The 12742-nt window shown below is 40.6% G+C and carries 11 protein-coding genes; 7 read left to right on the top strand and 4 right to left on the bottom strand.

Going from position 1 to position 12742, the window contains the following annotated elements:
• Positions 1 to 31: 31 nt before the first annotated feature.
• Genes gyrB through dnaA form a run of 4 tightly spaced genes read right to left on the bottom strand, consistent with a single transcriptional unit; the run spans position 32 to position 6075 of the window.
• A complete protein-coding gene (gene gyrB, locus CUB63_RS13305) occupies positions 32 to 2446 on the bottom strand; it encodes a DNA topoisomerase (ATP-hydrolyzing) subunit B (protein ID WP_109398973.1) in 2415 nt (804 codons plus the stop codon).
• 20 nt (positions 2447 to 2466) lie between these two features.
• Positions 2467 to 3555 (bottom strand): DNA replication/repair protein RecF, encoded by a 1089-nt coding sequence (gene recF, locus CUB63_RS13300; RefSeq protein ID WP_109848244.1) that lies wholly within the window; start codon positions 3553 to 3555, stop codon positions 2467 to 2469.
• A gap of 11 nt (positions 3556 to 3566) precedes the next feature.
• Complete coding sequence (dnaN, locus tag CUB63_RS13295; protein ID WP_006534273.1) at positions 3567 to 4670, bottom strand: DNA polymerase III subunit beta; 1104 nt, start codon at positions 4668 to 4670, stop codon at positions 3567 to 3569.
• A 4-nt stretch (positions 4671 to 4674) separates the two neighbouring features.
• Positions 4675 to 6075, bottom strand: a complete 1401-nt coding sequence (gene dnaA, locus CUB63_RS13290; RefSeq protein ID WP_006534274.1) for a chromosomal replication initiator protein DnaA — start codon at positions 6073 to 6075, stop codon at positions 4675 to 4677.
• A gap of 741 nt (positions 6076 to 6816) precedes the next feature.
• On the opposite strand from dnaA, the gene rpmH reads away from it, so the two are divergent.
• The 7 genes from rpmH (at position 6817) to CUB63_RS13255 (ending at position 12419) form a co-directional block, all read left to right on the top strand.
• Positions 6817 to 6960: a 50S ribosomal protein L34 gene (gene rpmH, locus CUB63_RS13285; RefSeq protein WP_004246509.1), complete on the top strand. Its 144-nt coding sequence runs from the start codon at positions 6817 to 6819 to the stop codon at positions 6958 to 6960.
• Between the two features lie 17 nt (positions 6961 to 6977).
• Positions 6978 to 7337, top strand: coding sequence for a ribonuclease P protein component (gene rnpA / locus CUB63_RS13280; RefSeq protein ID WP_071788569.1), 360 nt, complete (start codon positions 6978 to 6980; stop codon positions 7335 to 7337).
• Positions 7301 to 7561: a membrane protein insertion efficiency factor YidD gene (gene yidD / locus CUB63_RS13275; RefSeq protein ID WP_072064717.1), complete on the top strand. Its 261-nt coding sequence runs from the start codon at positions 7301 to 7303 to the stop codon at positions 7559 to 7561. The genes rnpA and yidD overlap by 37 nt, the downstream gene beginning before the upstream one ends.
• 2 nt (positions 7562 to 7563) lie before the next feature.
• A complete protein-coding gene (gene yidC / locus CUB63_RS13270) occupies positions 7564 to 9204 on the top strand; it encodes a membrane protein insertase YidC (protein WP_109848243.1) in 1641 nt (546 codons plus the stop codon).
• A gap of 130 nt (positions 9205 to 9334) precedes the next feature.
• The gene (gene mnmE, locus CUB63_RS13265; RefSeq protein WP_006534279.1) at positions 9335 to 10699 is read left to right on the top strand and encodes a tRNA uridine-5-carboxymethylaminomethyl(34) synthesis GTPase MnmE; all 1365 of its coding nucleotides are present in this window, start codon (positions 9335 to 9337) and stop codon (positions 10697 to 10699) included.
• Between the two features lie 148 nt (positions 10700 to 10847).
• A complete protein-coding gene (locus CUB63_RS13260; protein ID WP_072064722.1) occupies positions 10848 to 11105 on the top strand; it encodes a helix-turn-helix domain-containing protein in 258 nt (85 codons plus the stop codon).
• Complete coding sequence (locus CUB63_RS13255) at positions 11106 to 12419, top strand: type II toxin-antitoxin system HipA family toxin (RefSeq protein ID WP_109848242.1); 1314 nt, start codon at positions 11106 to 11108, stop codon at positions 12417 to 12419.
• Positions 12420 to 12742: the final 323 nt, after the last annotated feature.

The following is a 12742-nucleotide window of genomic DNA, read 5'->3' as shown; positions in this document are numbered from 1 at the left end:
TGGTTTTTTTACTTAGCGACATTACACGTCATTAGATATCAATATTTGCCGCTTTCAACGCATTCTCTTCGATAAAGGCACGGCGAGGTTCAACCGAATCACCCATCAAGGTGGTAAATAACTCATCGGTTGCAATCGCATCTTTAACGGTAACTTGCATCATACGACGTGTATCTGGATTCATGGTGGTTTCCCATAATTGTTCTGGGTTCATTTCACCAAGGCCTTTATAACGCTGTACAGCAAGACCACGACGAGATTCTTTTGTAAGCCACTCAAGTGCTTCTTCAAAACTTGAAATCGCCTGGCGACGCTCTCCACGCTCAATAAACGCCCCCTCTTCAATTAGGTTACCAATAATGTCACCTAAATGAGTAATACGTTGATATTCGCTACTGTGGATAAAGTCATAATCCAGTTTATAGTCTGTATCAATACCGTAAGTACGGATACGTAATACAGGCTCGAACAGACGGTTTTCATCGTTTTGAGTGATGGTATAACTATAAGTGCTACTTTGCTCTTCCGCATTATTTAAACGGTTGACCAAGCCACTCATCCACTCTTCAACTTTGGTTTTGTCAGATAAATCTTCTTCTGTGAGCGTTGAATGGTACACCAAGCTATTTAACATGCTCAGTGGATAAATGCGCTCCATACGACGAATAATTTTATGTGCAGCATGGTAGTCAACAACCAGTTTTTCAAGTTGTTCACCGTGCATTGCTGGCGCATGTTCACTAATATAAAGCGCTGCACCATCAAGCGCTATCGACATCAGATATTCGTCCATCGCATCATCATCTTTGATGTATTGCTCTTGCTTCCCTTTCTTCACTTTGTAAAGTGGTGGTTGAGCAATAAAGATATGACCACGTTCGATAATTTCTGGCATTTGACGATAGAAGAAAGTCAGTAATAACGTACGAATGTGAGAACCATCGACGTCGGCATCCGTCATGATGATAATGCTGTGATAACGCAGTTTATCTGGGTTATATTCATCACGACCAATACCACAACCTAATGCTGTGATTAATGTTGCTACTTCTTGAGACGCCAGCATTTTATCAAAGCGCGCTTTCTCAACGTTGAGGATTTTACCTTTTAACGGCAGAATAGCCTGTGTTTTACGGTTACGCCCTTGTTTTGCAGAGCCGCCCGCAGAGTCCCCTTCCACTAAGTACAGTTCAGAGAAAGCAGGATCACGTTCAGAACAGTCTGCTAATTTACCTGGTAAGCCACCTAAATCTAATGCACCTTTACGACGTGTCATCTCACGTGCTTTACGTGCAGCTTCACGAGCACGAGCAGCATCAATAATTTTACCGACAACGATTTTCGCATCGTTTGGATTTTCTAACAGGTATTCCACCAGCTTCTCATTCATCAGCGTTTCTACCGCTGTTTTAACTTCTGAAGAAACCAGTTTATCTTTGGTTTGTGATGAGAATTTAGGATCTGGAACTTTAACAGAGATAACCGCAATCAAGCCTTCACGCGCATCATCACCCGTTGCACTGATTTTCGATTTCTTATTAAACCCTTCTTTATCCATATAGTTGTTTAACGTACGAGTCATTGCAGTACGGAAACCAACTAAGTGTGTACCACCATCACGTTGTGGAATATTGTTGGTAAAGCAATAAACATTCTCTTGGAAGCCATCATTCCACAGCATCGCAACTTCAACACCAATACCATCTTTTTCAGTGGAGAAATAGAATACATTTTGATGAATTGGCGTTTTATTACGGCTTAAGTATTCAACGAATGCCTTAATACCGCCTTCATAATGGAAATGATCTTCACGGTTATCACGTTTATCAATTAAACGGATAGAAACGCCTGAGTTTAAGAATGACAACTCACGCAGACGTTTTGCTAAAATGTCATACTGGAATTCAGTCTCGCCTTTAAAGGTTTCAAGACTTGGCCAGAAGCGAACAAATGTGCCTGACTTTTCGGTATCACCAATCACTTTTAAGCGATCATCAGGTACACCATGACGATAAATTTGCTGATGGATTTTTCCATCGCGATGAATAGTCAGTTCGAGTTTTTCAGACAACGCATTAACAACAGAAACCCCTACACCATGAAGTCCACCAGAGACTTTATAGGAGTTATCATCGAATTTCCCCCCCGCATGCAGAACCGTCATAATAACTTCTGCTGCTGAAACACCCTCTTCTTGGTGAATGCCGGTTGGAATTCCACGACCATCATCTCGAACAGAGACGGAGTTATCTGAATGGATAGTGACAATAATCTCATCACAGAAACCCGCGAGGGCTTCGTCGATTGCGTTGTCGACCACCTCGAAGACCATGTGATGCAGACCGGTTCCATCATCTGTATCCCCGATATACATCCCCGGGCGCTTACGCACCGCATCCAGCCCTTTTAATACTTTGATACTTGAGGAGTCATATGTATTCGACATCAACGTTTCTCGCTTTATTCCTATGGTTTAACCTCTATTTTGCCACGTTCTACGCTAAATAGCCTGCTATTTACATCTAGCATATCTTTCACTTGCCCTTGTGTTATCGCACTGACAAACACTTGAGCTTGCGTAGACTTTAGACGCTCGGCTAACAATTGACGCCGACTTACATCTAATTCGGAAGCAAAATCATCGAGCAGATACAGGCATCTTTGCCCATTCTTACGAGTGAAATATTCACCTTGTGCCAGCCTCAATGCACACATCAACAACTTGAGCTGGCCTCGTGACAACATATCTTCTACTGGCGTGCCATTTGCTCTAATACGTAAATCCGCTTTATGAGCACCAAGTGAGGTATAGGCTAACATTTTATCACGTTCAAATTGACGTGCTAGCAACTCACCATAATCAGTTTCTTTATCCCACCCCCGCTGAAAACTGACTTTCAGCGAAAATTCAGGTAAAAACAGACGACACGTTTCTTCAATATCTTTAGCGATATCTTCAGTATATTGAGCTCGCCATTCACTTATCTGTTGCGTTAATAAGATAAGTTCTTTATCCCAAGGCATCAGCTGTCGATAAGACGTTGCTTGCCTTAGTGCTGCATTACGTTGCTTTAAAACACGTTTTAAATCCGACCATGCAGCGAAAAATCGAGGTTCATTATGAAAACAGCCCCAATCGATAAACGCGCGACGATATTTAGGCCCACCATTCAGTAAAGTAAAACCTTCAGGTGTTATTAATTGCATGGGTAACAATTTTGCTAACTCTGCAATTTTATGACCATCGCTACCATCAATGCGAACTGTACTATTTCCTTCGCGATCTTTACTTAATCCAATCGCATAGCCACGGCTTTCTTCATTAAGCCCACTTAAACGCCCATGAAGAATAAATGCATTTTCATCATGTTGGATCACGCGATTTGCTTGAGAACTACGAAATGCTCGTCCATGTCCTAAGGTGTAAATCGCTTCAAGTATACTTGTTTTACCACTCCCGTTTGGTCCAACAAGAAAATTAAAGCCATCCGCTAATGGCAGATCCGCCTGTTCGATATTTCTAAAATGGCGGATCAATAAACGGGATAAAATCATGTTAGTGACTATTATAAACGCATTGGCATAACAACATAAGCAGCTGCAGAACTTGCCACATTTTCAACTTGAACACTTGAAACGGCATCAGTCAGTAACAGCTTAACTTCTTCGCATTTCAAGGTATTCAATACATCAAGGAGATAGCTGACATTAAAGCCAATTTCCATTTCTTCGCCTTGATATTGAACATCAACAATTTCTTCTGCTTCTTCTTGCTCAGGGTTGTTGGCTGTGATTTTTAATTGACCACTCGTGAGGTTAATACGCACACCGCGGAATTTCTCATTAGATAAAATGGCAGCACGAGAAAATGCCTGTTTAAGAATATCACAACCTGCAATTACTGTTTTGGTTGGGTTTTTCGGTAATACACGACGATAATCAGGGAAACGACCATCAACCAACTTCGAGGTAAAAATAAAATCACCTACATGCGCACGTATATTGTTACTACCGATTTGTAGTTGCAGTGAACTTTCACCACCACCATCCAGTAGACGCATTAATTCAATAACACCTTTACGAGGAACAATAACCGAGTGACCAGGTAAAGATTGTCCGATATCCATCGAACATACGGCTAAACGGTGCCCATCTGTTGCAACCGTGCGTAATTCAGTGTTTTCAGTTTCAAACAACATACCGTTGAGATAATAACGCACATCTTGATGTGCCATTGAAAACTGAGTGGATTCAATGAGGCGTTTTAATGTTGCTTGAGGCAAAGTAAATTCAACCTCACTTTGCCAATCATCTAAGTTAGGAAAATCAGATGCAGGTAATGTTGATAAGGAGAAGCGGCTACGACCTGAACGCACTAATAGGCGGTCACCATCTAGCTCAACACTGATTTCAGCACCTTCAGGTAGCCCACGCCAAATATCAAAAAACTTACGCGCAGGAACAGTTGTGGCGCCAATTTCATGAGACTGGCTAAGGTTAACTCTCGCTACCATCTCCATTTCAAGGTCAGTTCCTGTTAGTGATAAGGTGTTTTCAGTCACCTTAAGCAATAAGTTACCTAAAATAGGTAATGTTGGACGACCACCTAAAGGGCCACTTACTTGTTGTAGCGGCTTAAGAAGCTGTTCACGTTCAATGATAAATTTCATAGCGCTAGGATGATAATGTTCTGATTAAGTTAGAAAAATCTTCTTTGATGTCATGACTTTCTTCACGCAATTGCTCTATCTTTCTGCATGCATGAAGTACAGTTGTATGATCACGACCCCCAAAGGCATCCCCGATTTCAGGCAAGCTGTGGTTTGTTAATTCCTTTGCCAGCGCCATTGCCATTTGCCTCGGACGGGCAACCGATCGAGATCGTCGCTTTGACAGTAAATCAGCGACTTTAATTTTATAATACTCAGCAACCGTTTTTTGAATATTATCGATAGTGACTAATTTTTCTTGCAAGGCCAGCAGATCACGTAATGCTTCACGTACAAAGTCGATAGTAATCGCACGACCTGTAAAGTTTGCGTTAGCAATCACTCGATTTAACGCACCTTCAAGCTCACGGACATTAGAACGAAGTCTTTTAGCAATAAAAAAAGCCACTTCGTCAGGTAACTGAATTTGGTTTTCATCCGCTTTTTTCATCAAAATCGCGACTCGGGTTTCAAGTTCAGGTGGCTCAATAGCAACCGTTAATCCCCAACCAAAGCGCGATTTTAATCTATCTTCAACACCGTTAATCTCTTTAGGATAACGGTCTGACGTTAAAATAATTTGCTGATTACCCTCTAACAATGCATTAAAGGTATGAAAAAATTCTTCTTGTGAACGCTCTTTATTGGCAAAAAATTGAATATCATCAATTAAGAGGGCATCCACAGAACGGTAATAGCGTTTAAAGTCTTCTATCGCATTATTTTGTAACGCTTTTACCATATCTTGTACAAAACGTTCAGAATGCATATAAACAACTTTTGCATTCGCTTTACGTTCCATAATGCTGTTACCCACTGCGTGCAACAAGTGGGTTTTACCCAGTCCTGTTCCACCATATAAAAAGAGTGGGTTATAAGCGCCACCTGGGTTATCAGCGACTTGTCTTGCTGCTGCCCTTGCTAACTGGTTTGATTTACCTTCAACAAAGTTATCAAACTTATGTTTAGGGTTAACATTAGAGCGATAATTGAGCTCAGGCAGTTGAGACGCAGGTTGATTATCCCAACTAGGGCGAACAGGCTGGCTATGTGTTGGAGTTGTATTCACCGTTGGATGTACAACAGCTTTAGGAATACTTTCCGTAGTACGCCCTGATGCTGGCTTATTACCAACTTCAAAACGTAAAGAAGGGACTTCTGAGCCACAAAAATCCACTAATAATGCATTAATATTATTAATGTATTTTTCTCTCACCCAATCTAAAACGAAACGATTAGGTGCATACAGTGCCAGCGTATTATCGCTTAGTTCTGCCTGCAAGGGACGTATCCACATACTAAATTCAGTGGCAGGTAACTCATCCTGCAATCGGGCAAGACAATGCTGCCAAAGCGAAAGTGACACGGCGGACTCCCCTAAAAAAACAAGACTAAAAAATAAACAGGAAAAATGCAGTTAAACACTGTGTGCCTAAATACAAAGTGCACAACACCGTTCCTCTTCAATTCTTAATAAGGAACAACTCTTGGTGACAACGATTTTTTTACATCGTGACTCACGATCGCAGACTGGCTATTCTGATCGTGACGGGGGATCATATCGCAAAATGAAACGAAGATCCTCTTTCTTTTGCACAGTTTTTATGGTTTTTATCCACAGGCTTACTGATTTAAGATAATTCACCAAATGAAATATGCAAAGGCGTTCTAGTGTACTTGAGTCGCCCTATAAATAGCAATTGGGGATAACTTTCTCTTTACATAAATCTCTCCTTCTTATAGGAAGTGATCAAATATCTCTCATTTGATCCACCAAAGATCCTTGCGCTTTCACCATGAGTCCGTATAATCTTGCACCCTGCGTGCTTGTACCAACAAAGTCACTTATTAAGGCTCTCTTTCAGGCCGCTAATAAGCGTACTCGTTGCGCATAAGTCAGGATTGATTATCGGGTTTGCTAAAAAAGACGACAAAAATCGGTACTTAAAGCGTCATCTTGATTGACGCATTTGAGTGATTTTATTACAATCCCGCATCTTTCCATCATTGATGCTGCGATTGAAGTACTGGTTTGTTTATTTATTGCACGCCTGTCTGTCAACGCATTTGCTGAATCAGTAATTATATTAAGTAGGTAGAAATCGCCATGAAACGCACTTTTCAACCGTCTGTACTGAAGCGCAACCGTAACCACGGCTTCCGCGCTCGTATGGCCACTAAAAATGGTCGTCAGGTTCTGGCTCGCCGTCGTGCGAAAGGCCGCGCTCGTCTGACCGTTTCTTCGAAATAATAAAAGCTAACCATTCCGTGGTTAAGCTCGCTTTTCCAAGGGAGTTACGTTTGTTAACTCCCAAGCATTTCAATTTTGTTTTCCAGCAACCACAACGTGCGAGTTCTCCAGAAGTTACTATTTTGGGTCGCCAGAATGAGCTGGGGCATCCCCGCATCGGTCTAACAATCGCAAAGAAAAACGTTAAACGTGCTCATGAGCGTAATCGTATTAAACGATTAGCCCGTGAATACTTTCGTTTACATCAGCATGAATTACCGCCGATGGATTTTGTGCTATTAGTAAGAAAAGGGGTTGCTGAACTTGATAACCATCAATTGACGGAAGTGTTGGGTAAATTATGGCGTCGTCATTGTCGCTTGGCTCAAAAGTCCTGATTTTGCTAATTAGGGGCTATCAACTGGGGATTAGTCCTCTGTTGGGGCCTCGTTGTCGTTTTAATCCTACGTGCTCTAATTACGGAATTGAGGCATTGCGCAGGTTTGGAATGATAAAAGGTAGTTGGTTAACAGTGAAACGCATATTAAAATGCCACCCTTTACACGAAGGTGGTGATGATCCTGTCCCACCTAGAAAAAACGACGATAACAGAGAAAATTAACGATGGATTCGCAACGCAATCTTCTATTCATCGCTTTGCTGTTCGTTTCTTTCCTGATCTGGCAGCAGTGGGAGGGTGATAAAGTTTCACAAAACACCACCACTACCGCTCAGGTCTCGCAACAAGCGGACGTGCCAAGCAGTGATAGTCTTGCTGTAACTGGTAACAGCAATGAGCAGGCAAAATTGATTACCGTAAAAACTGACGTACTTGATCTTCGTATCAATACTCAGGGCGGTACTATCGATGAGGCTGATTTGTTAGCCTATCCCGCCGAGCTTAATTCGACTACGCCTTTCCGTTTACTGGAAACTACACCACAATTCCTGTATCAGGCTCAAAGTGGCTTAATCGGCCCTGATGGTCCAGATCAGAAATCTCGCCCAGTTTATAGTGCTGATAAAAACGAATTCGTACTTGGTGAAAATCAGGATGAATTACGCGTACCTATGACTTTTGTGAATGAAGATGGGGTGAAATTCATCAAAACCTTCATTCTGAAAAAAGGTCAATACGATATCAGCGTTGATTACAAAATTGAGAATACAACAGATAAAACACTGACAATGAACTTCTACGGTCAGTTAAAACAATCTGTTAAATTGCCAGAAAGCCGTGATACTGGTAGCAGCAACTTTGCGCTACACACTTATCGTGGTGCGGCATACTCATCAGATGAAACCAACTATAAAAAATACAGCTTTGGTGATATCGAAGATAAAAACTTATCTCTAACCACCAATAATGGCTGGGTTGCAATGTTACAACAGTACTTTGCAACAGCATGGGTTCCTTCTAAAGATAGTCAGAATAATCAATTCTATACTATCACTTTGGAAAACAAATCTATTGCTCTGATTGGTTATAAATCAGCACCGGTGACAATTGCACCCAATAGCACAGCTGACATCAGCTCTACATTATGGGTTGGTCCTGAAATTCAGTCAGAAATGTCCGCTATCGCGCCACATTTAGACCTGTCTGTAGACTACGGTTGGTTATGGTTTATCTCTCAGCCACTGTTTAAACTGCTGAAATTCCTTCACAGCTTTATCGGTAACTGGGGCTTCTCCATCATCATGATCACCTTTATCGTTCGTGGTATCATGTACCCGCTGACTAAAGCACAGTACACCTCCATGGCGAAAATGCGTTTACTGCAACCAAAACTGGCTGCACTGCGTGAACGTATTGGTGATGACAAACAACGTATGAGCCAAGAAATGATGGCGTTATACAAACAAGAGAAAGTGAATCCTCTGGGTGGTTGTTTACCACTGATTATCCAGATGCCAATCTTCCTTGCTTTGTACTACATGCTGATGGGCTCAGTTGAATTACGTCATGCGCCATTTATGTTATGGATACAAGACTTGTCTGCGCAAGATCCATACTACATCCTGCCATTATTAATGGGTGTGACAATGTTCATCATTCAGAAACTGTCTCCAACTGCAGTGACTGACCCGATGCAACAAAAAATCATGACCTTTATGCCGGTTGTGTTTACTGTATTCTTCCTGTGGTTCCCATCAGGTCTGGTTCTGTACTATATCGTCAGTAACTTAGTGACCATTATCCAGCAGCAGTTAATTTACCGCGGTCTGGAAAAACGTGGCTTACACAGTAGAGACAAAAAATAAGGTCACATGAGGAAAAACCTCTTCCTTGGTTACATTCAAAGGAAAGTGACATAAAATAGCGAAGGCGGTCTACAATGACCGCCTTCTGTTTTTTATATTGATATGATTATTCTGATTAAGCGAGTACACCATGCATAGCACTGATACTATCGTCGCTCAGGCCACACCTCCGGGAAGAGGCGGTGTTGGTATCCTACGCGTTTCTGGCCCCAAAGCTGCCCTTGTGGCGCAAACCGTTTTAGGCAAATTGCCTAAACCTCGTTATGCCGATTACCTGCCATTTCGCAATGATGACAACTCAGTACTTGATCAGGGTATCGCCCTTTTCTTCCCTAATCCGAACTCATTTACAGGTGAAGATGTACTAGAACTACAAGGCCATGGCGGCCCCGTTATTCTAGATTTATTACTAAAACGTATTTTACAAATTCCTGGTGTGCGTATTGCAAATCCCGGAGAATTTTCTGAACGTGCATTTTTAAATGACAAACTCGATTTAGCACAAGCAGAAGCGATTGCTGATTTAATTGATGCCAGCTCAGAACAAGCAGCACGTTCAGCGATTAATTCATTACAAGGTGCATTTTCTTCTCATGTTAACGAGATGGTAGAGTCATTAACTCACTTACGCATTTATGTTGAAGCGGCTATTGATTTCCCTGATGAAGAGATTGATTTTCTTTCTGACGGCATCATCGAAGGAAAACTCAATGCTGTTATTGCTGAATTAGATGATGTTCGTGCTCAAGCTCGCCAAGGTAGCCTGTTACGTGAGGGAATGAAAGTGGTTATCGCTGGTCGTCCTAATGCAGGTAAATCAAGCCTATTAAATGCATTAGCTGGCAGAGAAGCGGCCATTGTCACGGATATTGCTGGTACAACTCGCGATGTATTGCGTGAACATATTCATATTGATGGTATGCCTTTGCATATTATCGATACAGCAGGCTTACGTGAAGCCAGTGATGAAGTTGAACGCATTGGTATTGAACGTGCTTGGAAAGAGATTGAGCAAGCAGACAGAGTGCTATTTATGGTTGACAGCACCACAACCGATGCAACAACACCTGAAGATATCTGGCCTGAATTTATGGCACGTTTACCAAACACCTTGCCTGTGACTGTTATTCGTAACAAATCAGATTTAACAGGGGAAAATGCTGAGATCACGGCACAAGGAAACTACCCGATGATCCGCTTATCTGCTCGTGATGGTATGGGTATCGAGTTACTGCGCGATCACCTAAAAGAAGCGATGGGCTTTAACAGTAATACTGAAGGTGGTTTCTTGGCTCGTCGTCGCCATTTACAGGCATTAAATACCGCAGCAGAACATTTACAGCAAGGTCATGAGCAACTGGTTTATGCAAAATCAGGTGAGTTATTAGCAGAAGAGCTAAGACTCGCTCAACAAGCATTAAGTGAAATTACAGGTGAATTTACCTCAGATGATTTATTAGGTCGTATTTTCTCTAGTTTCTGTATTGGGAAATAACAACTCAACATTACCTGCTATACCGTGTAACTTTCAATTTAACGGTTATAGCAGGTAAAATCAGATCTACACGCTATAACCATTAGACCTTGATCTACACGCTATAACCGGTATATTAGATATTAACGCCTATAACCGGTAGAAGATGATGATTATAATTAACGCCTATCAACTCAGCGTACATCTAAAAGATGTCCGATTAACAAAAAAACTATCTCAAAGTAAAGTCGCCAAAAAAGTAGGAATTCGACAAGACACCGTGTCCAATTTTGAACTTAATCCTAATTCCACCAAACTAGAAACCTTTTTCAAACTGCTCTCTGCACTAAATTTAGAGATGGAAATTCACCCTAAAGATGCTAAAAATAATTTAGCACACAAAAGTGAATGGAAAGAGGAGTGGTAAATGGCGAGTCTTGATGTATATATGAATGAATACTATGTGGGGATTTTTACTAAAAAAAGCTCGGGTGCGCATTCATTCCAATATACTGAAGATTGGGTTAATCAGCCAGGAAGTCGTCCGATCTCTCTTTCGATGCCATTACAACTTCAAGAATATCAAGGAGACTGTGTCTATAATTTCTTTGATAATCTGTTACCTGATAATACTGAAATTAGAAATCGTATTGTGAGTCGCTATAATGCGAATTCAAGCCAACCCTTTGATCTTTTAGCGGCTATCGGTGCAGATACTGTTGGTGCATTAAGGTTACTTCCTAGTGGTAGTACACCCGCGAATATCAAAAAAATAGAATATCACAAACTCGATGACACTGAACTTGAGAAAATTCTACTAGGATATCAATCCAATACACCACTCGGCATGCTTGAAGAATATCCTGACTTCAGAATCTCTATTGCTGGTGCGCAAGAAAAAACAGCATTACTTTTAAAAGATGATCATTGGTGTGTGCCACACAATAATACGCCGACTACACATATTATTAAGCTGCCTATTGGTGTTATTGAAGGTCATTCTTATACAATGGATTTATCCGATAGTGTAGAAAATGAATATCTTTGTACCTTAATTGCCAAAGAATTTGATCTTCCTGTTCCTCACTGCTCTATTATTAAAACAAAAAATATTAAAGCGCTTGCTGTAGAACGTTTTGATAGAAAATACTCATCAGATAAATCGTGGATAATACGTTTACCTCAAGAAGATTTTTGCCAAATTCTAAATATACCTTCTGCACTAAAATATGAAAATGAAGGGGGCCCTGGCATTATCGATATTATGAAATATTTACTTGGCTCATCAAATGCCGATCAAGACCGTTTTCATTTTATGAAGGCGCAAGTGCTATTTTGGCTGTTAGCGGCAACAGATGGACATGCAAAGAATTTTTCTGTTTTTATCAACCAAGAAGGACGTTTTCATCTCGCACCTCTTTATGACATTATGTCTATCTATCCCAATTTTGGAGGAAAAGGACTTAATCCACGAGATGCAAAACTTGCTATGGGATTAAAAGCAAGCCGAGGCAAAAAATACGCAATAGAACAAATTTTTCCTCGCCATTTTTACCAAACAGCCGAAGCTGTCGGTTTCGATCCTTCCTTGATGAGCAAGATTCTTCGTTATTTTTATCAAGAAATGGACGATGTTATACAACGCGTAAAACAGCAATTACCCGAAGATTTCCCTTCTGAGATCAGCAATACAATATTGGATGGAATGAAAGCACGCGTTGTTAGATTAGCTAATATTTAGCAACTTACCTGCTATACCGTGTAATTTTCAATTTAACGGTTATAGCAGGTAAAAGTTATAGGTGCGCATTTAACTTAGGTAATAAACTTTCTCAAGAAAAGTAAAATGAATGACTTATCTTCTTTTACTTTTTATATTATTTAATACCATTCTTTAATTACACGATTAAAAATAAATATCAGACGATATATCTAGTTATTTTTTATTTATTCATTGAGTAAATAACGCAATCGTTTACTTTTTATCTTTTCCTTTTTTAAAAAGAAAAATAGATTTTAGATAGAGAAAAAATAGGTATTAAAATTATCATGTTTCATGATCAA

This window comes from Proteus penneri (assembly GCF_003144535.1).
GTDB classification, from domain to species: Bacteria; Pseudomonadota; Gammaproteobacteria; order Enterobacterales; family Enterobacteriaceae; genus Proteus; species Proteus penneri.
The sequence above is the reverse complement of the archived record's forward strand: the minus strand, read 5'-3'. Positions and strand labels throughout refer to the sequence as shown.

Excerpts from the sequence above, each read along its gene's own strand:
- CUB63_RS13260 (WP_072064722.1), top strand. The coding sequence starts at position 10,848 with ATGATTATAATTAACGCCTATCAACTCAGCGTACATCTAAAAGATGTC.
- recF (WP_109848244.1), bottom strand. The coding sequence starts at position 3,555 with ATGATTTTATCCCGTTTATTGATCCGCCATTTTAGAAATATCGAACAG.
- CUB63_RS13255 (WP_109848242.1), top strand. The coding sequence starts at position 11,106 with ATGGCGAGTCTTGATGTATATATGAATGAATACTATGTGGGGATTTTT.
- yidC (WP_109848243.1), top strand. The coding sequence starts at position 7,564 with ATGGATTCGCAACGCAATCTTCTATTCATCGCTTTGCTGTTCGTTTCT.
- yidD (WP_072064717.1), top strand. The coding sequence starts at position 7,301 with ATGGCGTCGTCATTGTCGCTTGGCTCAAAAGTCCTGATTTTGCTAATT.
- mnmE (WP_006534279.1), top strand. The coding sequence starts at position 9,335 with ATGCATAGCACTGATACTATCGTCGCTCAGGCCACACCTCCGGGAAGA.
- gyrB (WP_109398973.1), bottom strand. The coding sequence starts at position 2,446 with ATGTCGAATACATATGACTCCTCAAGTATCAAAGTATTAAAAGGGCTG.
- rpmH (WP_004246509.1), top strand. The coding sequence starts at position 6,817 with ATGAAACGCACTTTTCAACCGTCTGTACTGAAGCGCAACCGTAACCAC.
- dnaN (WP_006534273.1), bottom strand. The coding sequence starts at position 4,670 with ATGAAATTTATCATTGAACGTGAACAGCTTCTTAAGCCGCTACAACAA.